This window comes from Williamsia soli (assembly GCF_017377795.1).
GTDB classification, from domain to species: domain Bacteria; phylum Actinomycetota; class Actinomycetes; order Mycobacteriales; family Mycobacteriaceae; genus Williamsia; species Williamsia soli.
Genome location: NZ_JAFRDR010000004.1, coordinates 114,951 through 136,874 on the forward strand (window position 1 = coordinate 114,951; position 21,924 = coordinate 136,874).

Annotated in this window: 20 protein-coding genes; 15 read left to right on the plus strand and 5 right to left on the minus strand. The window is 64.1% G+C overall.

Annotation, left to right across the window (positions count from 1 at the left end; genetic code table 11):
• Positions 1-36: 36 nt before the first annotated feature.
• Positions 37-1,674 carry a type VII secretion protein EccE gene (gene eccE, locus J3S28_RS12520; protein WP_307797078.1) on the minus strand — a complete coding sequence of 546 codons (1,638 nt, stop codon included), beginning with the start codon at positions 1,672-1,674 and terminating at the stop codon, positions 37-39.
• 60 nt (positions 1,675-1,734) lie between these two features.
• Here eccE and eccB point away from each other — a divergent pair, with 60 nt between their 5' ends.
• On the plus strand, positions 1,735-3,180 hold the full coding sequence (eccB, locus tag J3S28_RS12525; RefSeq protein ID WP_207841045.1) for a type VII secretion protein EccB: 1,446 nt from the start codon (positions 1,735-1,737) through the stop codon (positions 3,178-3,180).
• Between the two features lie 8 nt (positions 3,181-3,188).
• Here the strand turns inward: eccB and J3S28_RS12530 are convergent, their stop codons facing one another.
• Complete coding sequence (locus tag J3S28_RS12530; RefSeq protein ID WP_372435999.1) at positions 3,189-3,953, minus strand: TetR/AcrR family transcriptional regulator; 765 nt, start codon at positions 3,951-3,953, stop codon at positions 3,189-3,191.
• Between the two features lie 124 nt (positions 3,954-4,077).
• Here J3S28_RS12530 and J3S28_RS12535 point away from each other — a divergent pair, with 124 nt between their 5' ends.
• From J3S28_RS12535 to nrdF, 5 genes are all read left to right on the plus strand, one after another.
• Positions 4,078-4,641 (plus strand): NADPH-dependent FMN reductase, encoded by a 564-nt coding sequence (locus J3S28_RS12535; RefSeq protein WP_207841047.1) that lies wholly within the window; start codon positions 4,078-4,080, stop codon positions 4,639-4,641.
• Positions 4,642-5,002: 361 nt separating this feature from the next.
• Positions 5,003-5,254, plus strand: a complete 252-nt coding sequence (locus tag J3S28_RS12540) for a redoxin NrdH (protein WP_207841049.1) — start codon at positions 5,003-5,005, stop codon at positions 5,252-5,254.
• 48 nt (positions 5,255-5,302) lie between these two features.
• The gene (gene nrdI, locus J3S28_RS12545; protein ID WP_207841051.1) at positions 5,303-5,866 is read left to right on the plus strand and encodes a class Ib ribonucleoside-diphosphate reductase assembly flavoprotein NrdI; all 564 of its coding nucleotides are present in this window, start codon (positions 5,303-5,305) and stop codon (positions 5,864-5,866) included.
• Complete coding sequence (nrdE, locus tag J3S28_RS12550; RefSeq protein WP_207841053.1) at positions 5,842-8,046, plus strand: class 1b ribonucleoside-diphosphate reductase subunit alpha; 2,205 nt, start codon at positions 5,842-5,844, stop codon at positions 8,044-8,046. Before nrdI ends, nrdE begins: the two co-directional genes overlap by 25 nt.
• A 40-nt stretch (positions 8,047-8,086) precedes the next feature.
• Positions 8,087-9,091 (plus strand): class 1b ribonucleoside-diphosphate reductase subunit beta, encoded by a 1,005-nt coding sequence (nrdF, locus tag J3S28_RS12555; RefSeq protein WP_207841056.1) that lies wholly within the window; start codon positions 8,087-8,089, stop codon positions 9,089-9,091.
• Positions 9,092-9,249: 158 nt separating this feature from the next.
• Here the strand turns inward: nrdF and J3S28_RS12560 are convergent, their stop codons facing one another.
• Positions 9,250-9,741, minus strand: a complete 492-nt coding sequence (locus J3S28_RS12560; RefSeq protein WP_207841058.1) for a beta-class carbonic anhydrase — start codon at positions 9,739-9,741, stop codon at positions 9,250-9,252.
• Positions 9,742-9,843: 102 nt separating this feature from the next.
• Positions 9,844-10,824: an ABC transporter substrate-binding protein gene (locus J3S28_RS12565; RefSeq protein WP_207841060.1), complete on the minus strand. Its 981-nt coding sequence runs from the start codon at positions 10,822-10,824 to the stop codon at positions 9,844-9,846.
• Positions 10,825-11,094: 270 nt separating this feature from the next.
• Between J3S28_RS12565 and ctaD (J3S28_RS12570) the strand changes: the two genes are divergently transcribed.
• The 7 genes from ctaD (J3S28_RS12570) (at position 11,095) to J3S28_RS12600 (ending at position 19,063) form a co-directional block, all read left to right on the plus strand.
• Complete coding sequence (gene ctaD / locus J3S28_RS12570; RefSeq protein WP_207841062.1) at positions 11,095-12,876, plus strand: aa3-type cytochrome oxidase subunit I; 1,782 nt, start codon at positions 11,095-11,097, stop codon at positions 12,874-12,876.
• 171 nt (positions 12,877-13,047) lie between these two features.
• Positions 13,048-14,823 (plus strand): aa3-type cytochrome oxidase subunit I, encoded by a 1,776-nt coding sequence (ctaD, locus tag J3S28_RS12575; protein WP_207841064.1) that lies wholly within the window; start codon positions 13,048-13,050, stop codon positions 14,821-14,823.
• A gap of 1 nt (position 14,824) precedes the next feature.
• Positions 14,825-16,087: a phosphoserine phosphatase SerB gene (gene serB, locus J3S28_RS12580; RefSeq protein WP_307797080.1), complete on the plus strand. Its 1,263-nt coding sequence runs from the start codon at positions 14,825-14,827 to the stop codon at positions 16,085-16,087.
• 2 nt (positions 16,088-16,089) lie between these two features.
• On the plus strand, positions 16,090-16,887 hold the full coding sequence (locus J3S28_RS12585) for an aminoacyl-tRNA hydrolase (protein ID WP_207841066.1): 798 nt from the start codon (positions 16,090-16,092) through the stop codon (positions 16,885-16,887).
• A 9-nt stretch (positions 16,888-16,896) separates the two neighbouring features.
• The gene (locus tag J3S28_RS12590) at positions 16,897-17,340 is read left to right on the plus strand and encodes a cupin domain-containing protein (RefSeq protein WP_207841068.1); all 444 of its coding nucleotides are present in this window, start codon (positions 16,897-16,899) and stop codon (positions 17,338-17,340) included.
• 92 nt (positions 17,341-17,432) lie between these two features.
• A complete protein-coding gene (locus J3S28_RS12595) occupies positions 17,433-18,263 on the plus strand; it encodes an ABC transporter ATP-binding protein (protein ID WP_207841070.1) in 831 nt (276 codons plus the stop codon).
• Positions 18,260-19,063 (plus strand): NUDIX hydrolase, encoded by an 804-nt coding sequence (locus J3S28_RS12600; RefSeq protein ID WP_207841072.1) that lies wholly within the window; start codon positions 18,260-18,262, stop codon positions 19,061-19,063. The genes J3S28_RS12595 and J3S28_RS12600 overlap by 4 nt, the downstream gene beginning before the upstream one ends.
• Before the next feature lie 14 nt (positions 19,064-19,077).
• Here the strand turns inward: J3S28_RS12600 and ligD are convergent, their stop codons facing one another.
• Positions 19,078-20,046, minus strand: a complete 969-nt coding sequence (gene ligD, locus J3S28_RS12605) for a non-homologous end-joining DNA ligase (RefSeq protein ID WP_207841074.1) — start codon at positions 20,044-20,046, stop codon at positions 19,078-19,080.
• 46 nt (positions 20,047-20,092) lie between these two features.
• On the opposite strand from ligD, the gene J3S28_RS12610 reads away from it, so the two are divergent.
• Both J3S28_RS12610 and J3S28_RS12615 read left to right on the plus strand, forming a co-directional pair.
• The gene (locus J3S28_RS12610) at positions 20,093-20,881 is read left to right on the plus strand and encodes an enoyl-CoA hydratase-related protein (protein ID WP_207841076.1); all 789 of its coding nucleotides are present in this window, start codon (positions 20,093-20,095) and stop codon (positions 20,879-20,881) included.
• Between the two features lie 30 nt (positions 20,882-20,911).
• Positions 20,912-21,877, plus strand: a complete 966-nt coding sequence (locus tag J3S28_RS12615; RefSeq protein ID WP_207841078.1) for a class I SAM-dependent methyltransferase — start codon at positions 20,912-20,914, stop codon at positions 21,875-21,877.
• Positions 21,878-21,924 lie beyond the last annotated feature (47 nt).

A 21,924-nucleotide genomic window follows, 5' to 3' on the forward strand; every position in this document is an offset into this window, starting at 1 on the left:
GTTCAGACCCCTCAGGTGACCGGATCGGGTCTACGGTCAGCTCTGGCGTGCCATCGACGGGAGGCTGTGCCCGATGAATCCGATCTCGTCTGGCGTGGCGACCATCGTCACCATCGTTGAACCGCTGGGCGTGCCGACCCAGATGTCCTGTGGCGCTGCGTGGTTCTGTTTCAGCCGAACGTCGGCCTCGGTGCTGTCGGTGCCCGGCGGCAGCAGCATGATGATCGTTGGCGCGTCGACTGCGACAGGCGACATCCCGTGGAAGACCGCCACCGTGAAGTGACCCGGCGAGACCCGGCCGCCGGCGAGGGCCAACAATCCGGGGTCGCCGACCGCCGTCACGAACTGGTGCCACTGAGCGGGATCGTCGGTGTGGACCAGCACGCGGGCGCCCACCGCGATCGCCCGCAGCAGCACCTGCTGGGCCAGATGCAGACCGCCACTGATGGCGACGACGTGTGGACCGCCTCCGAGCAGGTCGACGGCGACGGCGCGGCCACTGTGATCGGCGCCGATGAGCTGGCCGCATCCGGCAGCTGACAAGCGCAGGGCCGCCAGTGATTCGAGGGTGTGCGCCTGTTCGCCGACGGCCGGCAACGCGTCCGCCGCACCGACCGGCAGGCTCGCGGCGAGGGCGGCACGCTGACGGCCGACGAGGTCGATCAGTCCGTCGATCACCGGCTCGTCGTCACCGAGTGTGTTGAAGCGGACGAGCGCGCGGAGCGACGTCGTGCGGTCGCCCGCGGACCTCAGCCTGAGGGTGAGGGTGGTCGAGAGTGAGGGGACCGCCCACACCGAGCCGAGCATCGACGGCAGATGCTCGGGATCGACAGCGTAGGTCCGCATCCGGAGGCGGTCGGTGGTGACCGAGTCCCAATCCTCCCTGGCGGAACCGGAGTCGGCGCCATGCGCCAACTGTGTTGTCGCCGCGGTGATCTGGGCGGCGGAGAGGATGCTCACCGACAATCCGCGTTCGGCGATCCGGTTCGCGACCCTGCGGGTGGCGACGATGGCGGTACGCAGCGCACCCTCGGAGCCACCGCCGCGGCGGGCGACAGCGTCGGGACACCGCGTGGGGTCGAGACGCAGCACCACCAGCACCGAGCGGTACGCCGTGGCGGGCAGCGGTCCCAGGGTGCGTCGGTACACCTGTGCCACCCGACCCGTGCCGTGCGTGCGGATCCCGTGACTGATCACGTCGATCGACTCGAGGGCGATGTCGAATTGGTCGACGCACTCCGCCAGCGTCGACAGGGGTACGGCGGGGCCGCCGGTGCTTCGACCGGGGTCGAGGAAGTTCAAACCAGGTGCGGGGGTGTCGATACGGACGACGGTCACCATGCACGCGCCGTCCCAACGTGCGCCGATCGGACCTGCTTCGGGAACCGGGATGTCGAAGGGGGCCTGATCAGGCTTGGAACCGTCGGACTGGGGCGACCCGAACACCTGACGGCGCCACAGACCCACGCGGAGACCGATGCGCCTCGCGCCCGACATCCGTCCGGGTAGCGCGACCAGCATCAGCGACGCCGCGACGGCGACAGCCACAGCACACCACCACAGGGCACCGGCGTCGTAGGACAACACCAGAGCCCCCGCGATCAATAGTTCGATCCACACGATCGAGCTCCGCTGCGATACGCCCGGCCCGACGATCTTCATGAAATCCCCCACACCCATCGTCCCCCGCGATGCTGCTATACGCTACACCGCGGGAGGACGGGGGGTACGGCTGTGCCGGCTCAATTGACGACAAAGGCTCAGGTCAATGGCTATCGCTTTTTGCTGCGCCGACTCGAGCATGCGCTGATCCGGCGCGACGTGAGGATGCTGCACGATCCGATGCGTTCGCAGATGCGCTCACTGATGGTCGGTGTGGTGCTCGCGGTACTCGTCGTGGCTGGATTCGGTGTGTATGGGTTGATCAAACCGCAGGGCGCGGTGGGGAATTCGAAGATCATCGTGAGCAAGAAGGCGGGCGCGACGTATGTCGTCGTCGACGGTCGTCTGCATCCGGTGCTCAATCTCACCTCTGCCCGGTTGATCATCGGTACCGACGATTCGCCGAAATCGGTGGGTGAGAAGAAGCTCACCGGGTACCCCCGGGGTCCGCTCCTGGGCATCCCCGGCGCGCCTACTGCTCTGCCTGGGCCGGCTAACAAGGGGCAGTCGAACTGGACGGTCTGTGACACCGTCGTGGCGGGGCAGGTGACCACGGTCGCCGCGACCGCCGAACCTGAGCTCGGCGACCAGATCCGGGCCGCAGGCGGTGGGGAAGCGGTGTTGGTGTCAGCGGGCGATGAGGTGTTCCTGGTCGCGGGCGGCACGCGGTCTCGCGTCGACGTCGGCAGTGTCCCGGTGCGGCGGGCCCTGGACATCGACGGTGCAGATGTACGACCCATCAGCCCCGGTGTCCTCAACGCGCTCCCGGAGGTCGATCCGCTTGTGGTGCCGGCCATCCCGAACAGGGGTGCCCCCTCTGCACTCGGTCGCGACATCCCGATCGGCGCTGTGATCAAGGCTACGACGCTGACGGGCGAGCCGACGTTCTACGTCGCGTTGGCGCAGGGCGTGCAGCAGATCGGTGAGGTCGCGGCCGAGGTCATTCGACAGGCCGACCCCGTCGGGGGTGACAGCGTCCCGACCGTGAGTCCGGCAGAGTTGACCGGGGTTGAGACGGTGAGCCTTCTCCCGGTGGACGAGTTCCCGGTGAAGGTGCCCCGATGGGCTGGTGTCGAGGCCGATCCCGTGCTGTGTCACGCATGGTCGAGGTCTGCCGACGATCACGAAGCGGACGCGCGGTTGCTGCTCGGCTCGATACTGCCGTTGGGCACGCGCGAGATGCCCGTCGTACTCGCCGGTGCCGACGGCCCCGGCCCGGGCCTGGACGCGGTCTTCGTCGAACCGGGGCGCGGGCATCTCATCCAGGTGACCGGATCCGAACCGGACAGCACCCGCGCGGAATCGCTGTTCTACGTCAACGATTCAGGTGTCCGTTACGGGATCCCAGACCTGGACACCGCCGCGACCATCGGGCTCGGGGACACCCCCGCTCTGGCGCCGTGGTCGATCGTGTCGCTGCTCGCGGCCGGGCCAACCCTGTCCCGAGACAACGCCCTGGTGTCGCACGATGGCATGGCGCCGGATCCGGCCGGCAGTCGAATCGAGCCGCCGACCTGAACGACGGGTCAGGGTAGAGGACGTAGCGCGCGGACCAGGTTCTCCCAGTAGTCGCCGATCTCCTCCACGGACATTCGGTCGTTGTTGCGCATGTGATGGATCGCAGGTGCTTCCAGCGGAGCCAGCACAGCCATGCACATCACTTCGAGGTTTCCGCGGAAGCCGATCTGCGTCAACAGCATTCGTGTGTGCATGACAACGACGGTGCGGGTGGGGTGACTGAAGCGCTGGGGACCGGTGTCCTCGGCCTCGAGGAGGATGTCGAGGTGTGCCGAAGCCGTCGCCAGGCGGGCCCGTCCGAACGCGATCAAGCGATCGAGCGGGTCGACCCGCTCACCGGGCGCTCCGGGACCCAGCGGCGCGGGCCCGGTCAAGAAGGCCTGCTGCAACTGCATCTCGGAATGGTTGAGCAGTGCGAGCATCAGGCCGGTCCGGTTGCCGAATCTACGGAAGACGGTGCCTTTGCCGACGCCGGCCTCGCGAGCGACCGCGTCCATGGTCACCGCCGAGGCCCCCTGCGATTCGATCAGGCGGGTTGCGGCCTCCATGAGTAATTGGCGGTTGCGAGCGGCGTCGGCACGCTCGGATTCACCCGACTCGGGGACTGGGAACACATGCTCGTGGGCGTTCGACAGCGGCAGCGCCCTGTCGGTTGCGGCGGTGGGCGCGGCGGCGGGTGTGGGTGAGCCGAGACCGACAACCGGCAGCGCAGTGCTGTTGCCGGTGTGCTGGGGGTCCACACCCTGCGACGGGTGCCGAGAGGGCGTTGACACAACCCTGACTGTATCGGGTACCAAGATCGGGAATGGATTCGGACCACGGTCCGTTTGAGGTGGTGTCATGTGATCGACGCGAGAAGACCCGGGCGATCAACGGCCCGGATGAAGGAGGACTGTGATGGGCGACGAGAACAATACGAAGATCCTGGTGCTGGTCGGAAGTCTGCGGAAGGGCTCGGTCAACCGCTCCCTCGCTCAGGTGGCGGCGGACAATGCTCCTGCCGGCGTCGAGGTTCAGATGTATGCAGGCCTGGAGTTGCTGCCCTTTTACAACGAGGACATCGACGTCGAACCGGTGAATGCCGAGGTCGTCCGGCTGCGCGCGGCCGTCGGGGACGCCGATGCCGTGCTGATCTCGACCCCGGAATACAACGGGACGATTCCTGCCGTCTTGAAGAACGCGATCGACTGGCTTTCCCGTCCATACGGTGCAGGTGCGATCACGGGTAAGTCCGTTGGCGTCCTGGGCGCCGCACTGGCGCAGTTCGGCGGCAAATGGTCGCACGACGACACCAGTCGCGCGGTGGGTATCGCCGGCGGCCGCGTGGTCGAGGACATCGAACTCCACCTCCCGATCGGGCGGCTGGAAGGCCGACCGGTCACCGACGTTCCCGAGGTCGTCGAGCAGCTGCGGCAGGCCGTCACCGTGCTCGCTGCCGCAACCACCGAGGTTGCTGCCTGATCTTCCCCACAAACGTCCCCGTCAGCAGTGTCCGAGGGAACGCCGCCCTCGGACACTGCCGACGGGGACGTTTGTGTCCGCCGCATCATGGATTCTCGATCTGTGACGCACGACACGCCGGGACACGCCGGAATTCACGCTGGTGCACACACGCGACCTGGGACTTTCATGAATGTCATTCGCAACGTGTTGTGTTGTTCCCGAATGTCAGGCACTAGGTGTAGTGTTTGGAACACTGAACGGCCGCCAGGGGTTGAACCTGAGGAACAACACCGACAAGCCGACAGAATCAAGATTTGAAACACGTTTGAGCAGGTCGCGTCAACCGACCGTCGGCACGTCAAGAGGGAGTTCTGGGGATATGACAGCTTCGGCCACCGCAACCATCACCGTCTACACCAAGCCTGCGTGCGTGCAGTGCAACGCCACGTACAAGGCCCTCGACAAGAACGGTCTCGCGTACGAGATCGTCGACATCACCGAAGACTCTGACGCCCGCGACTACGTCATGGCCCTCGGTTACCTGCAGGCACCTGTTGTCGTCACCGGTGACAGCCACTGGTCGGGTTTCCGCCCCGATCGCATCAAGGCGCTCGTCACAGCAGCTGCCTGATCCATCGTTCTCAGCTCTACCCGTCGGCAACATCGTGGAGGTCGGGATATGGGGAAGATTCCCGGACGCTCCGCACCCGCAGAGTTCTCCGAGGCGCCGCTGATCGTCTACTTCTCGAGCGTCTCGGAGAACACGCACCGATTCGTCGAAAAGCTCGGACTGCGAGCGCGCCGGATCCCGCTGATCGATCACGACGGCAGTTTCACCGTCGATGAGCCCTACGTTCTGATCTGCCCCACCTATGGTGGCGGTAAGACATCGGGCGGACACGGAGCCGAAGGCGGAGCTGGACCGGTCAAGAGCGCCGGCGGCTTCGTTCCGAAGCAGGTCATCAGGTTTCTGAACAACCCACACAACCGTTCCCTGATCACCGCTGTCATAGCGGCAGGGAATACTAACTTCGGTGAAGAGTTCTGTTTCGCCGGAGACATCATCTCGCGTAAATGCCAGGTGCCCTATCTGTATCGGTTCGAGCTGATGGGTGACACCGAGGACGTCGAGCGGGTCCAGACCGGACTCCACCACTTCGCCCAAAGATCATCTGCCCCAGACCAAACAGCCCCAGACCACGCCCAGGAGTCGTCACAGTGTCGCCAACCGCAACCCCAGTAACCGATGCGCGAGTAGACGCCTCGGCCAGCAAGTCCGGTACCCACGCCGACCCGTCGGGGCGCGACCCGGGTGAGATGGACTACCACTCGCTCAACGCGATGCTGAACCTGTACGACGCCGACGGCAAGATCCAGTTCGAGAAGGATCGCGAGGCGGCCAACCAGTACTTCCTGCAGCACGTCAACCAGAACACCGTCTTCTTCCACAACCTGGAAGAGAAGCTCAAGTACCTCGTCGAGGAAAACTATTACGAGCCCGAGGTTTTGGCGAAGTACGACCGTGAGTTCGTCAAGGGACTCTTCGATCACGCCTACAGCAAGAAGTTCCGCTTCCCGACTTTCCTGGGCGCGTTCAAGTACTACACCTCGTACACGCTGAAGACGTTCGACGGCAAACGCTATCTCGAGCGATTCGAGGATCGGGTGTCGATGGTGGCGCTGACCCTCGCCGACGGCGACACCGCGTTGGCTCGCGACCTGGTCGACGAGATCATCGAAGGCCGCTTCCAACCGGCCACCCCCACGTTCCTGAACTCCGGTAAGAAGCAGCGCGGGGAGCCCGTGTCATGCTTCTTGCTGCGTATCGAAGACAACATGGAATCGATCGGTCGCTCGATCAACTCTGCGCTGCAGCTGTCCAAGCGGGGCGGCGGAGTTGCGCTGCTGCTGAGCAACATTCGTGAGCACGGCGCGCCGATCAAGAAGATCGAGAACCAGAGCTCGGGTGTCATCCCGATCATGAAGCTGCTCGAGGACTCGTTCAGCTACGCCAATCAGCTCGGGGCCCGTCAGGGTGCGGGCGCGGTGTACCTGCACGCGCACCACCCCGACATCTACCGCTTCCTCGACACCAAACGCGAGAACGCCGACGAGAAGATCCGGATCAAGACGCTCTCGCTCGGTGTCGTGATCCCGGACATCACGTTCGAACTCGCCAAGCGCAACGACGACATGTACCTGTTCAGCCCGTACGACGTCGAACGTATCTACGGGGTGCCGTTCGCCGACATCAGCGTCTCCGAGAAGTACCACGAGATGGTCGAGGACCGTCGGATCCGCAAGACCAAGATCAAGGCGCGCGAGTTCTTCCAGACCCTGGCGGAGCTGCAGTTCGAATCGGGCTACCCGTACATCATGTTCGAGGACACGGTGAACAACGCCAACCCGATCGACGGCAAGATCACCCACTCCAACCTGTGCTCGGAGATCCTGCAGGTCTCGACCGCCTCGACGTTCAACGACGACCTCTCGTACTCCCGTGTGGGCAAGGACATCTCGTGCAACCTCGGGTCGCTCAACATCGCCAAGACGATGGACTCTCCGGACATCGCGCACACCATCGAGACCGCCATCCGTGGATTGACCGCGGTGTCGGATCAGACCGCGATCACCTCGGTGCCGTCGATCCAGGAGGGCAACGACTCCTCGCACGCCATCGGCCTCGGCCAGATGAACCTGCACGGATACCTCGCCCGTGAGCGGATCTACTACGGATCCGAAGAGGGCATCGACTTCACGAACATCTACTTCTACACGGTGCTGTTCTATGCCTTGCGGGCCTCGAACCGGATCGCCAAGGAGCGCGGCAAGGCGTTCGGTGGGTTCGAGCGGTCCAAGTACGCCACCGGTGAGTTCTTCGACAAGTACCTCGAGAAGACCTGGGAACCGGAGACCGACAAGGTCCGGGACCTGTTCGGGCAGGCGGGGATCGCGATTCCGACGCAGGACGAATGGCGCGAACTCAAGGCGAGCGTGCAGGAACACGGCATCTACAACCAGAACCTGCAGGCGGTTCCGCCGACCGGTTCGATCAGCTACATCAACCACTCGACGAGCTCGATCCACCCGGTGGCGGCCAAGATCGAGATCCGCAAAGAGGGCAAGATCGGCCGCGTCTACTACCCGGCGCCTTTCATGGACAACGACAACCTGGGCTACTACCAGGACGCGTACGAGATCGGCTACGAGAAGATCATCGACACGTATGCCGCCGCCACCCAGCATGTCGACCAGGGTCTGAGTCTGACGCTGTTCTTCAAGGACACCGCCACCACCCGCGACGTCAACAAGGCGCAGATCTACGCGTGGCGTAAGGGCATCAAGACGCTCTATTACATCCGCCTGCGCCAGATGGCTCTCGAGGGGACCGAGGTGGAAAATTGCGTCTCATGCATGCTGTAAACATCTGGAATACAACACCTTCGAACATCAGGGGAGCCCGATGACGTCCACCCAGAGCCACAGCCCGGCCGACGGAGCGCCGATCAAGCTGGTCAGCCGGGTCTCGGCGATCAACTGGAACCGCGTACCCGACGAGAAGGACGCGGAGGTCTGGGATCGTCTGACCGGCAACTTCTGGTTGCCGGAAAAAGTGCCGGTGTCCAACGACATCCCGTCGTGGGGGACGCTCACCGAGGTCGAGAAGCAGCTCACCATGCGGGTCTTCACCGGCCTGACGCTGCTCGACACCATCCAGGGCACCGTCGGCGCCGTCAGCCTCATCCCGGATGCGAGCACCCCGCACGAAGAGGCGGTGCTGACCAACATCGCGTTCATGGAGTCGGTGCACGCCAAGAGCTACAGCTCGATCTTCTCTACGCTGTGCTCCACCAAGGACATCGACGAGGCGTTCCGGTGGTCCGAGGAGAACGAGCAGCTGCAGACCAAAGCGCGCATCGTGATGGACTACTACCGTGGCGACGACCCTCTCAAGCGCAAGATCGCCTCGACGCTGCTCGAGTCGTTCCTCTTCTACAGCGGTTTCTATCTGCCGATGTACTGGTCGTCGCGCGCCAAGCTCACCAACACCGCCGACCTGATCCGGTTGATCATCCGCGACGAGGCCGTCCACGGGTACTACATCGGCTACAAGTACCAGCGCGCGTTGGAGACCCAGTCGCCCGAGCGTCGTCAAGAACTGAAGGACTACACCTTCGAGCTGCTGTTCGAGCTCTACGACAACGAGACCGATTACACCGAGGCGCTCTACGACGACGTCGGTCTCAGTGAAGACGTCAAGAAGTTCTTGCGCTACAACGCCAACAAGGCGCTGATGAACCTCGGTTACGAGGCGATGTTCCCGCGGGATGAGACCGACGTGAACCCGGCAATCCTGTCGGCGCTCTCACCGAACGCCGACGAGAACCACGACTTCTTCTCGGGATCCGGCAGCTCCTACGTCATCGGTAAGGCCATCAACACCGAAGACGAGGACTGGGACTTCTAGCCCACCCAGAAGTTCGCGCCACCTACGATGAAACGCGCCAGTAGCAGCTGGCGCGTTTCGTCGTAAGTGGCGCGAATTCTGTTGGGGGAGTCCAAGCACAACGCTCCACCGGCCGCGTGGCCAGTGGAGCGTTTCTGTGCAGAGCCCCCGCCCCGATCTCAGGCAGAAACTTCTTCGAGCTTTCCGGTGGCGACATCGAAGATGAAGCCGCGCAAGGATGTGGTCTTGGTGACGAACGGGGAGTTCTCGATGCGGGCCAGTGACTGTTTCACGTCCTCGTGAAGGTCGGGGAACGCCTCGGCCGACCAGGGCGGCTTGACACCGAGCTCATCCTGGATGCCGCGCTTGAACTCGTCGTCGGTGAACGTGAGCATTCCGCAGTCGGTGTGGTGGATCAGGATGATCTCGGTGGTGCCGAGCAAACGCTGACTGATGGCGAGCGAGCGGATCTCGTCGTCGGTGACGACGCCGCCTGCGTTGCGGATGACGTGCGCCTCACCGTCCTTGAGTCCGAGAATGCGGTAGACGTCGAGGCGAGCGTCCATGCACGCGACGACTGCTACATGGCGACTCGGCGGTAGCGGAAGGGGGCCGGAGAACTCCGCCGCGTAAGCGCGGTTGTTGTCCAGGTATTCGTCGGTGACAGTCATGCAGTCATGCTCATGGGTGCATCAGTTGGGGCACAGGGTTGTCCTCAGGGTGATTCCAATCCCATCCGTTACTCCGACCCTGCCGAATGGTTGACCTGCAGATCAGTTCAGGGAGTCCCGGACATTCCCCAGCACGACATTTGCAGCCGACAGGCCGCCTGAGCTGTACCAGACGTCATCGGCAACGATCAGCACCCGACGCCAGCTCGGAGCGCCCATGTCCAGCCAGCGGTCGCTCTCCATGACGGACGTGCCGTACTTCTCGCCGTCCGTGCCCTGGAAACTGACGTAGACGACGTCGCCGTCCGCGATCTCGAAGTTCTTGTCGTCGATGATCGTGGGCTCGGGTTCCCGTTGTCCCGGCGGCCGTTGCACTCCGATGTCGGTGAGGACCTGCGCCGCAAACGCGTCGGTGCCTTCCACGATCTCGGAATCCTTGGCGAAGCGCACCAAGGATGCCTGCGAATACCGGGCACCGATACGGTCGCCGACCGCCTTGGAACTGTCGAGGTACGCCTGGAGCCGTTCTTTGCCGGCGCCCGTCCGGCCCACCGCTGCAGCGACGGCCGAAAAGCGTTTCTCCCACTCCTGTGCAGGGTCGATCGAGACGACCTCGACGGATCCCATGGCGCCGTCGAGGGGTGAATCGCCAGAGCTGAGGACCAGGTCCGGGTTCGCCGCTGCCGCCATGGCGACATTCGGCCGGCTCTTCTCGCCGATGGTCGGGAGGTCGTGCACCGCATCGCCCATGAACGTCGGCAGCGAGCCTCCGATCGTCGTGCTGGCCACTACCCGGTTCTGCAGACCCAGCGCGCACAGCGCATCCAGCAGATTTGGATCGGCGACCACAATCCGTCGGGGATCGGGAGCACCGGCGTCGGCGGGAGCGGCCGGCTGACACGTCAGGTTGGTGTCCCGCGTCGGATCGACCAGGTCGACCGATGCGATCCGGGTGGTAGTCGTCGTGATCGTGCCCTCGCCACCGGGAACCTCGGAGTCGATACACCCACTCACGGCTACGCTGACCAGCGCGGTAAGGACCACAGCCGCCCAGCCGCGCGGACGGCGGAACACATCGCTCACTGGAGGACTCTTTCGGTTCTGCGGGCAGCCGGACAAGGGTTGAATTCTCGAACAAACTAGCACTCGCGATCGTGCTGACCGCCCAGGCCACGAGGGGCCCGGGTTGTTGCTCAAAACAAATACGACACTTCGTAGGACCCACTCAAACGGCGCTCCCGCGACGGGATACGATCGTGCACAGCGCACATTCATCGCCGTGCCCTCATGTCGTGGGCGGGAGAACATCTCGCCCGGCGGCGTTCCGGAGTGGCCACGCAGGTAGGAGGATCAGTGACCGCGGTAGACCAGCCCACTACTCAGGTGGCTCCGGTACGGCCTTACCCCGAGCGCACGGGGGCCAAGGGGTCGTTCATCTACAAGATGTTGACGACCACCGACCACAAACTGCTCGGCATCATGTATTTGGTTGCCTGCTTCGCGTTCTTCCTCATCGGTGGCCTGATGGCCTTGCTGATGCGGTCCGAGTTGACTGTTCCGGGCCTGCAGTTCCTGTCGACCGAGCAGTACAACCAGCTGTTCACCATGCACGGCACCGTGATGCTGCTGATGTACGCGACGCCGATCGTCATCGGCTTCGCCAACGTGGTGCTGCCCCTCCAGATCGGCGCGCCGGACGTGGCGTTCCCGCGGTTGAACGCCTTCAGCTTCTGGCTGTTCGTGTTCGGCTCGACGGTGGCCGTGGCCGGATTCATCACCCCCGGTGGTGCGGCCGACTTCGGCTGGACCGCCTACACGCCACTGACCGATGCGGTGCACTCTCCGGGTGCCGGCGCCGACATGTGGATCCTCGGCCTGGCCGTCTCCGGTCTGGGCACGATTCTCGGTGCGGTCAACATGATCACCACCGTCGTCTGCCTGCGCGCGCCCGGCATGACGATGTTCCGGATGCCGATCTTCACCTGGAACATCCTGGTCACCAGCGTGCTGATCCTGCTGGCGTTCCCGCTGCTCACGGCGGCGTTGATGGGTCTGGAGGTCGACCGACAATTTGGCGCCCAGCTCTATGACCCGGCCAACGGTGGCGTGATCTTGTGGCAGCACCTGTTCTGGTTCTTCGGTCACCCTGAGGTCTACATCATCGCGCTGCCGTTCTTCGGCATCGTCTCGGAGATCTTCCCGGTGTTCAGCCGTAAACCCATCTTCGGGTACAGCGGTCTGGTCTATGCAACCTTGGCGATCGCTGCGTTGTCGGTGGCGGTGTGGGCGCACCATATGTACGCCACGGGTGCAGTGCTGTTGCCGTTCTTCTCGTTCATGACCTTCTTGATCGCGGTGCCCACGGGTGTGAAGTTCTTCAACTGGATAGGCACGATGTGGAAAGGTCATATGACCTTTGAGACACCCATGCTCTTTTCTGTCGGCTTCATCATCACGTTCCTGTTCGGTGGTTTGACCGGTGTGCTGTTGGCGAGCCCGCCGCTGGACTTCCACCTCTCGGACAGCTACTTCGTCGTCGCGCACTTCCACTACGTGCTGTTCGGCACCATCGTGTTCGCCACCTATGCCGGTATCTACTTCTGGTTCCCGAAGATGACCGGGCGGATGCTGGATGAGCGTTTGGGCAAGATCCATTTCTGGTTGACGATGATCGGCTTCCACACCACGTTCCTGGTGCAGCACTGGGTCGGAAACGAGGGCATGCCGCGTCGGTACGCCGACTATCTGTCCTCGGACGGGTTCACCACGTTGAACATCGTGTCGACGGTCGGTGCGTTCATCCTCGGTGCTTCGACGCTGCCGTTCCTGTGGAACGTGTTCAAGAGCTACCGCTACGGCGAAGTGGTGACCGTCGACGACCCGTGGGGCTTCGGTAACTCGCTGGAGTGGGCGACCAGTTGCCCGCCGCCGCGGCACAACTTCACCGAGCTCCCACGCATTCGGTCGGAGCGGCCTGCGTTCGAGTTGCACTACCCGCACATGGTCGAGCGGATGCGGGAAGAAGCCCACGTCGGTGCCGCTCACGGCAAGACCAGTGACAAGGCCGAGAAAGCTCGTCGCGATCCGCTGACAGTCGGAACCCACGAGTCGTCGACCGACCCAGATCCGAGCTGATCGCGCCACCTTCTACACCGAAACCGGCTATCTCCTACGAACCGTCGTAGGGGATAGCCGGTTTCGTCGGCCCATAGGGTTTACGATCATCTCCAGTGCGCTTCGCGCCGCCGTGGGCCAAACAGCCGACCACGACGACTCGGAGCGAGTGGCGGCGCCATAGGAGGATCTGTGACTGCGTTAGACCAGCCCACAAATGCGGTGGCTCCGGTACGGCCTTACCCCGACCGCACCGGGCCTAAGGGCTCGTTCATCTACAAGTTGTTGACGACCACCGACCACAAACTGCTCGGCATCATGTATTTGGTTGCCTGCTTTGCGTTCTTCCTCATCGGTGGTCTGATGGCCTTGCTGATGCGGTCCGAGTTGACTGTTCCAGGTCTGCAGTTCCTGTCGACTGAGCAGTACAACCAGCTGTTCACCATGCACGGCACCGTGATGCTGCTGATGTACGCGACGCCGATCGTGATCGGTTTCGCGAACGTGGTGCTGCCATTGCAGATCGGCGCGCCGGACGTGGCGTTCCCGCGGTTGAATGCCTTCAGTTTCTGGCTGTTCGTGTTCGGCTCGACGGTGGCCGTGGCCGGATTCATCACCCCCGGTGGTGCGGCTGACTTCGGCTGGACCGCTTACACGCCACTGACCGATGCGGTGCACTCTCCGGGTGCCGGCGCCGACATGTGGATCCTCGGCCTGGGTGTCTCCGGTCTGGGTACGATTCTCGGTGCGGTCAACATGGTCACCACCGTGGTGTGCCTGCGCGCGCCCGGCATGACGATGTTTCGGATGCCGATCTTCACCTGGAACATCCTGGTCACCAGCGTGCTGATCCTGCTGGCGTTCCCGCTGCTGACGGCGGCGTTGATGGGTCTGGAGGTCGACCGACAATTTGGCGCCCAGCTCTATGACCCGGCCAACGGTGGCGTGATCTTGTGGCAGCACCTGTTCTGGTTCTTCGGTCACCCTGAGGTCTACATCATCGCGCTGCCGTTCTTCGGCATCGTCTCGGAGATCTTCCCGGTGTTCAGCCGTAAACCCATCTTCGGGTACTCGACGCTCGTCTATGCAACCCTGGCGATCGCTGCGTTGTCGGTGGCGGTGTGGGCGCACCATATGTACGCCACGGGTGCGGTCCTGTTGCCGTTCTTCTCGTTCATGACCTTCATCATCGCGGTGCCCACGGGTGTGAAGTTCTTCAACTGGATAGGCACGATGTGGAAAGGTCACTTGACCTTCGAGACACCCATGCTCTTTTCCGTCGGCTTCATCATCACGTTCCTCTTCGGTGGTTTGACCGGAGTCCTGCTCGCGAGCCCGCCGCTGGACTTCCACCTCTCGGACAGCTACTTCGTCGTCGCGCACTTCCACTACGTGCTGTTCGGCACCATCGTGTTCGCCACCTATGCCGGTATCTACTTCTGGTTCCCGAAGATGACCGGGCGGATGCTGGATGAGCGTTTGGGCAAGATCCATTTCTGGTTGACGATGATCGGCTTCCACACCACGTTCCTGGTGCAGCACTGGGTCGGAAACGAGGGCATGCCGCGTCGGTACGCCGACTATCTGTCCTCGGACGGGTTCACCACACTCAACGTGATCTCGACAGTGGGTGCGTTCATCCTCGGTGCTTCGACGCTGCCGTTCCTGTGGAACGTGTTCAAGAGCTACCGCTACGGCGAAGTGGTGACCGTCGACGACCCGTGGGGCTTCGGCAATTCGCTGGAGTGGGCGACCAGTTGCCCGCCGCCGCGGCACAACTTCACCGAGCTTCCGCGCATTCGGTCGGAGCGGCCTGCGTTCGAGTTGCACTACCCGCATATGGTGGACCGCATGCGCGACGAAGCCCACGTTGGCCAAAAGAGTCACAAAGCCGAAGAGATCAAAGAAGAGCCGTTGACGGTCGGGAGTCACGAATCGTCGGGCGAATCAGATTCCGGTTCGAACTGAGGTGACCACCGATATCAACCCCGGCCGCGCCGACACCGCGGGGCCGGAGGGCACGTCTGTGCTCATCACCGTGACCGGACACGACAAACCTGGCGTCACGTCAGTCCTGTTCGGGGCATTGTCTACCCGCAACGTCAGCATCCTCGATGTCGAGCAGGTGGTCATTCGCGGCCGCCTCACGCTCGGCGTCCTCGTCCGGTGCATCGGTGACAGCGAGGAGCTGCAGGAGGTCATCGAGCAGGCGATGGACTCGGTAGGCGTCGACGTCACCGTCGAGGTCGGCGCCGAGAACGGCGACCGCAGGCTCTCGACGCACGCTGTGGTTGTCCTCGGAAGTCCGGTCAGCGCGAAGAGTTTCAGCGCTCTCGCCGGTGAACTCGCCCGCCAGGGTGGCAACATCGATTCGATCCGGGGCATCGCGGACTACCCGGTGACCGGCCTGGAGCTGCTCATCAGTGTCGATCGCGACAGCGTCGCGGCAGACGCCGCGCTGCGTAAAGGGCTGGCCGGTGTCGCGAGCAAGTACGGCATCGACGTTGCGGTCGAGCGTGGTGGCCTGGCCCGCCGGGCCAAACGTCTCATCGTCTTCGACGTCGACTCGACGCTGATCCAAGGCGAGGTCATCGAGATGCTCGCCGCTCGTGCGGGCCGCGAAGCCGAGGTCGCCGCGGTAACCGAGGCTGCTATGCGCGGTGAGCTCGATTTCGCCCAATCGCTGCACGAGCGCGTCGCCGCGCTGGCCGGACTCGATGTATCCGTGCTCGACGAGGTCGCGAACGAACTGGAACTGACGCCGGGCGCGCGGACGACCATCCGGACGCTGCACCGGATGGGTTATCACTGTGGCGTGGTCTCCGGCGGATTCCGCCAGGTCATCGAACCGCTGGCCCACGAGCTCGAACTCGACTTCGTCAAGGCGAACACGTTGGAGATCGGCTCCAACAACAAGCTGACCGGACGGGTTATCGGTGAGGTCGTCGACCGTGCCGGAAAAGCAAAGGCGCTCAGGGCGTTTGCCGACAGTGTCGGCGTGCCGATGGAACAGACGATCGCCGTCGGCGACGGTGCCAACGACATCGACATGCTGACGGTCGCCGGATTGGGTATCGCGTTCAACGCCAAACCTGCGCTACAGGAAGTCGCCGATGCGGCCCTGTCGCATCCGTTCCTCGATGCCGTGCTGTTCATCCTCGGCGTGACCCGGGACGAGATCGAGGCCGCGGATGCGATCGACGGCGTCATGCGCCGGGTACCGCTGAACTGACCATGGATTCGGAGCCGGACGACGTCTCGGAGGCCCAAGGCAGTGAGGCTCGGCCATCGACCTTTGCTGAGCGATTCGATCGATTGGTCGGATACGTTGGCGGGCACAGTGATCCGCCGGATCCCGGGCAGGTGCTCGCCATGCAGATGGTGCTGCACATACCCAAGGCAGAGCAGCCCGATCGCACCGACCTTCTGAATGCCGCGGCATCGGCGGTCGCACTGCTGTGTCTGGACGAGCGCAGTGGTGGCGACGGCCCATGGGCGGGGCCGATGGATGCCTGGTGCGATGCGCGGATCAGGAAGATTGCGCGGCGTGCGCGCGGTGCTCATTGGGAAGCCGCGCAGGAGGTTCCAGGGGTGACGGCCGGCTGTGGGACGGCGAGCGCCAGGGCCATTGTCCCGGGTCCGGTGGGGGAAACCGACAAACGCATTGCTCGCCTGCAGATCGGTGGCACCGAGATCTCGGGAGAAACAGCTGCCGGCCGGGCGCCCGACGGACCAGTGCTGTGGGTCAACCCTGCGCTCGAGATGACGGTCGGGAAGCTCGCGGCACAGGTCGGGCATGCCTCGATGCTGGCTGTCAAGCTGATGAATCGAGAGCAAGCGGCCCAATGGTTTTCTGCCGGCTGTCCGGTGTCTGTTCGAGACTCGTCGACCGGCGATTGGGATCGACTCCTCGCCGCAGATGCGGACGGAACGGCTGTCGCGGTCAGAGATGCCGGCTTCACCGAGATCGCGCCCGGTTCGGTCACCGTGATCGCCGAGACGAGCCGGGCGGTCCGGCCGGCGCCGGACTAATCTGGCCGTATGACAGAGCTGCCGGAGTGGGCCGTCGACCTCGCATTGGAGCCCCACCCCGAGGGCGGTTTCTATCGGCAGACATGGGTCAGCGATCTGACCATCCCGAAATCGGTGCTACCGGAGGGGTATCCCGCGGAGCGCGCCGCCGGTACCGCAATCCTTTTCTTGCTCCTACCCGGCCAGCATTCTGCATGGCACACCGTGCGCAGCGCGGAGATCTGGCTGCACCACCGCGGGTCCCCGGTTGCACTGGGCCTGGGTGGTCAGGGCAGCGCACCAGCGGATGAACACACGGTGCTGGTCGGCTCGGACATCCTCGCCGGGCAGCATCCGCAGTACGTGTTGTCTCCGGGACAGTGGCAGCGTGCCACCCCTCATGGAGACGAACCGTCGCTGGTGAGTTGTATTGTCGTGCCGGGCTTCGACTTTGCCGACTTCACGATGGGTTGACGCCGGCACGGCCGTAGATACGCGACCCGCGGATTCGGCGACACTCTGGGCATCGGACGGTCAGTCGCCCCGCGGTGCGGCACGATAGGGGGGTGCGTGAAACCGACCCAGACCTATTGATCGACTTCGAGGACGTGGCGTTGCGGCGCGGCGGAAACACCCTCGTCGGGCCCATCTCCTGGAAGGTCGAGCTCGACGAACGGTGGGTGATCCTCGGCCCCAACGGTGCAGGCAAGACCTCCCTGATGCGGATGGCGGCCGCCGAAACCCACCCCTCCAGCGGCAGCGCGTTCCTGCTCGGTGAACCGGTCGGCCGCACTGAGGTCCGCGAGCTGACCACCAGGATTGGCGTCACCTCGGCGTTGCTCGGTGAGCGGATCCCGGAACAGGAGATGGTCAGCGACCTCGTCATCTCCGCCGGTTACGCGGTGCTCGGCCGCTGGAAAGAGGCGTACGACGACGTTGATCGTGAACAGGCCCTCGAGATGCTCGAGTCGATGGGGGCCGAACACCTTGCCGACCGCACTTTCGGCACGCTGTCGGAGGGCGAACGCAAACGCGTACTCGTCGCGCGGGCCCTCATGATCAACCCGGAGCTGCTGCTGCTCGACGAACCCGCCGCAGGCCTGGACCTAGGTGGTCGTGAGGAACTGGTGGCCCGGCTCGCAGTCCTGGCGACCGACCCCGACGCCCCGGCGACCGTCCTGGTGACGCATCATGTCGAAGAGATCCCGATCGGGTTCACTCACGCGATGCTGCTCAAGGAGGGTCTGGTCGTGGCTCAAGGCCTGATCGAAGACGTCATCACCGCCGAGAACCTGTCCAGCGCATTCAGCCAGTCCATCGCTCTGGACAAGGCCGACGGCCGGTTCTTCGCCCGCCGGGCACGTGCGGCCGGTGGCCATCGGAGGCGTGCCGAATGACGTTCACCCTCGTCGACGACCCGGAATCGGTTCCGATGCGCGACGCCGCCACCGTGGTGCTCGTGCGGACTGGGGCGAGTGCGCCGATCGAGGTGTTCCTGATGCGTCGGGTGAAGCAGATGGAGTTCGCCGGCGGCATGACGGTGTTCCCCGGCGGCGGTGTCGACCCGCGCGACGCCGAGGTCGATCTTGCCTGGACTGGACCCGACGAAGACTGGTGGGCCGAACAGTTTCACACCGAGCCTGCGACCGCCCAGGCGCTGGTCTGCGCAGCAGTACGCGAACTCTTCGAAGAATGTGGCGTGCTTCTGGCTGCCCGCTCGGACGGCAGCTTCCCCGACACGTCACAACTGACGGCTGAACGTGCCGGGCTCGTCGACAAATCCCTGTCATTCGCGCAGTTCCTGCGCGAGGCCGGTCTGTCGCTGCGTGCGGATCTGCTTCGCCCACTCGCGCACTGGATCACCCCGCTCGGTGAGAAGCGTCGCTACGACACCCGGTTCTTTCTCGCCGTCTTGCCGGAGGGGCAGACCGCTGACGGTGAGACCACCGAGGCGTCCGAGACCGGTTGGGCGACCCCTCAGGCGGCGATCGCGTCGTGGGATGAAGGAAAACACTTCTTGCTGCCTCCCACCTGGACCCAGCTGAAAGAACTCTCGAGTTTCGACAGTGTCGACGACGCGCTCGCCGCCGACCGGGTGGTCGAGAGCATCACCCCGAACTTCGTGTCCACCGGCGAAAAGGTCCGAATCGAGTTCGACGGCGAGGAGGAATACCGTCGTATCAACGATCTCTTCTGATCAGGGAAACGTGCTCAGGCGTCGGGATCAGGTGTCGGTTCGGCGCCTTCGCGCTCGTCGCGGTCGGCCCACTCCAGCAAGGTGTCGAGGCGGTAGGCGCGATCGTCGATCTCCGCGTGTAGATCGCCGAGTTCGGCGTATCGGGCCGGCACGGTCGCGATCGTGAGGGCCTGAGGTTCCACCTCGTCGATCTCGTCCCAGCTGATGGGTGTCGAGACGGTGCCTTCTGGGTTGCCGCGCACCGAGTACGCACTGGCAATCGTGTGGTCTCGAGTGTTCTGGTTGTAGTCGACGAACACAGCGGTGGGGTCGCGGTCTTTGCGCCACCACGTGGTGGTCACCTCGCTCGGCGCCCTGCGCTCGACCTCTCTGGCGAAGGCATGCGCTGCTCGGCGGACGTCGGCGAACCCCCAGTCGGGCTCGATGCGGACATAGATGTGCAGGCCGGATCCGCCTGACGTCTTCGGGAATCCGCGTATACCGAGTTCGTCGAGGACCTCGTTGGCTACGTGAGCGGTCCGCCGCACCTTGTCGAAGGAACAATCGGGCATCGGATCGAGGTCGATGCGCCACTCATCGGGCTTTTCTGTGTCGTAGCGCCGAGAATTCCAGGGATGGAATTCGACAGTCGACATCTGGACCGCCCAGATCACGCTGCCGAGCTCGGTCACACAGACCTCATCGGCTGTTCTGCCGAACCGCGGGAAAAAGATGTTGACGGTCTCGAGCCAGTCCGGGGCGCCCGCGGGGATCCGCTTCTGGTGGACCTTCTGCCCGGCGACGCCTTTGGGGTAGCGATGCAGCATGCACGGCCGATCGAGGAGGGCCCGCACGATTCCGTCGCCGACCGACAGGTAGTAGTTGACGAGGTCGAGCTTGGTCTCACCGCGAGCCGGAAAGTACTCGCGCTGTGGGCTCGAGACGCGCACCACGCGGCCACCGACCTCGATCTCGACTGCCTCACCGTGTGGGGTCGCTGCCATCCCCCGACAGTAGGGGATCACCGGTGCACCCGGTAGCCTGCGGAGCATGCCTGAGTTCGTGACGTTGCAGACCTCTGACGAGTTTCCCGGGGTCGCGACCATCCTGCTGAACCGTCCCCCGATGAACGCGCTGAGCCGCCAGGTCCAGGCCGAGCTGGCCGAGGCCGCACGAGAAGCGACCGTGCGCGACGACATCAAGGCAGTGGTCGTCTACGGCGGTCCGAAAGTGCTCGCCGCGGGCGCCGACATCAAAGAACTCAACGATCTGACGTTCTCCGAGGTTCAGAAGGTCGCAGGCCGCCTGCAGGCCGACCTCGGTTCCATCGCCGCCATCCCGAAGCCGACCGTTGCGGCCATCACCGGATATGCACTGGGCGGCGGACTCGAGGTGGCACTCGGTGCCGACCGCCGGATCGCCGGGGACAACGCCAAACTGGGAGTGCCCGAGATCTTGCTCGGCGTGATTCCCGGTGGCGGAGGTACCCAGCGTCTCGCTCGACTGATCGGCCCCGCGAAGGCCAAGGACCTGGTGTTCACCGGGCGTTTCGTCGGTGCGGCAGAAGCGCTGGATATCGGACTCGTCGACGAGGTCGTCGCACCGGACGAGGTCTACAACGCTGCGCTCAAATGGGCGTCGAAGTTCAGTGGCGCCGCGAGCGTCGCGCTCGCCGCCGCCAAAGCTGCCATCGACGAGGGCCTCGACGTCGATCTGGCCACCGGACTCAAGATCGAAGAGCACGTCTTCGCGGCACTGTTCTCCACCGACGACCGGAAGATCGGAATGGCCTCCTTCGTCGAGAACGGCCCGGGCAAGGCCGAGTTCACCGGTAAGTAGCCTCCCTCTACGGAAAGTGGTTGTAGACCCATGACTTCGTCTCCCAGCGATCCCGCTCCCAACCCGCACGCCAGTGCCGATGAGGTGCAGGCAGCGCTCAAGGACACCAAGCTCGCCCAGGTGCTCTACCACGATTGGGAAGCAGAGACCTACGACGACAAGTGGTCGATCAGCTACGACGAACGGTGCATCGATTACGCCCGTGGCCGATTCGACGCGGTGGCCGGCGACCAGCCGTTGCCGTACGGACGCGCCTTGGAACTCGGTTGTGGCACCGGCTTTTTCCTTCTGAACCTCATGCAGGGTGGCATCGCCACCAAGGGATCGGTCACCGATCTCTCGCCCGGCATGGTCAAGGTCGCCCTGCGCAATGCCGAGAACCTCGGCCTCGACGTCGACGGCAGGGTTGCCGATGCCGAGACGATTCCTTACGAAGACAACACCTTCGACCTCGTCGTCGGGCATGCGGTCCTGCACCACATCCCCGACGTCGAGAGGTCGTTGCGTGAGGTGTTGCGTGTTCTCAAGCCCGGCGGCCGCTTCGTGTTCGCGGGTGAACCGTCGACGATCGGTGACTTCTACGCCCGCTGGCTCTCGCGTGCCACCTGGGCCGCGACCACGAACATCACCAAACTCGGTCCGCTGCAGGACTGGCGCAGGCCGCAGGCAGAACTCGACGAATCCTCCCGCGCCGCAGCACTGGAAGCCGTTGTCGACATCCACACCTTCGACCCCGCAGATCTCGAGACGATGTCGCGGTCGGCAGGCGCCGTCAACGTCAAGACCGCGACCGAGGAGTTCGCTGCCGCGATGCTGGGGTGGCCCGTCAGGACCTTCGAGGCCGCAGTACCTCCGGAAAAGCTCGGTTGGGGCTGGGCCCGGTTCGCCTTCGGTGGCTGGAAGCGGCTCACCTGGGTGGATGAGAACATCCTGCGAAAAGTGGTGCCGCCCAAGTTCTTCTACAACGTCATCGTCACCGGTACGAAGCCGAACTGAGATCAGTCTGAAGGCACAGAAGAAGACCCCCACCACGACCGGTGGGG

What these genes read in the sequence shown, in the direction of transcription:
- J3S28_RS12535 (WP_207841047.1), top strand. Translation starts at nt 4,078, where the DNA reads ATGGGCGACGAGAACAATACGAAGATCCTGGTGCTGGTCGGAAGTCTG.
- J3S28_RS12540 (WP_207841049.1), top strand. Translation starts at nt 5,003, where the DNA reads ATGACAGCTTCGGCCACCGCAACCATCACCGTCTACACCAAGCCTGCG.
- nrdI (WP_207841051.1), top strand. Translation starts at nt 5,303, where the DNA reads ATGGGGAAGATTCCCGGACGCTCCGCACCCGCAGAGTTCTCCGAGGCG.
- nrdF (WP_207841056.1), top strand. Translation starts at nt 8,087, where the DNA reads ATGACGTCCACCCAGAGCCACAGCCCGGCCGACGGAGCGCCGATCAAG.
- J3S28_RS12560 (WP_207841058.1), bottom strand. Translation starts at nt 9,741, where the DNA reads ATGACTGTCACCGACGAATACCTGGACAACAACCGCGCTTACGCGGCG.
- J3S28_RS12585 (WP_207841066.1), top strand. Translation starts at nt 16,090, where the DNA reads ATGGATTCGGAGCCGGACGACGTCTCGGAGGCCCAAGGCAGTGAGGCT.
- J3S28_RS12590 (WP_207841068.1), top strand. Translation starts at nt 16,897, where the DNA reads ATGACAGAGCTGCCGGAGTGGGCCGTCGACCTCGCATTGGAGCCCCAC.
- J3S28_RS12600 (WP_207841072.1), top strand. Translation starts at nt 18,260, where the DNA reads ATGACGTTCACCCTCGTCGACGACCCGGAATCGGTTCCGATGCGCGAC.
- ligD (WP_207841074.1), bottom strand. Translation starts at nt 20,046, where the DNA reads ATGGCAGCGACCCCACACGGTGAGGCAGTCGAGATCGAGGTCGGTGGC.
- J3S28_RS12610 (WP_207841076.1), top strand. Translation starts at nt 20,093, where the DNA reads ATGCCTGAGTTCGTGACGTTGCAGACCTCTGACGAGTTTCCCGGGGTC.
- J3S28_RS12615 (WP_207841078.1), top strand. Translation starts at nt 20,912, where the DNA reads ATGACTTCGTCTCCCAGCGATCCCGCTCCCAACCCGCACGCCAGTGCC.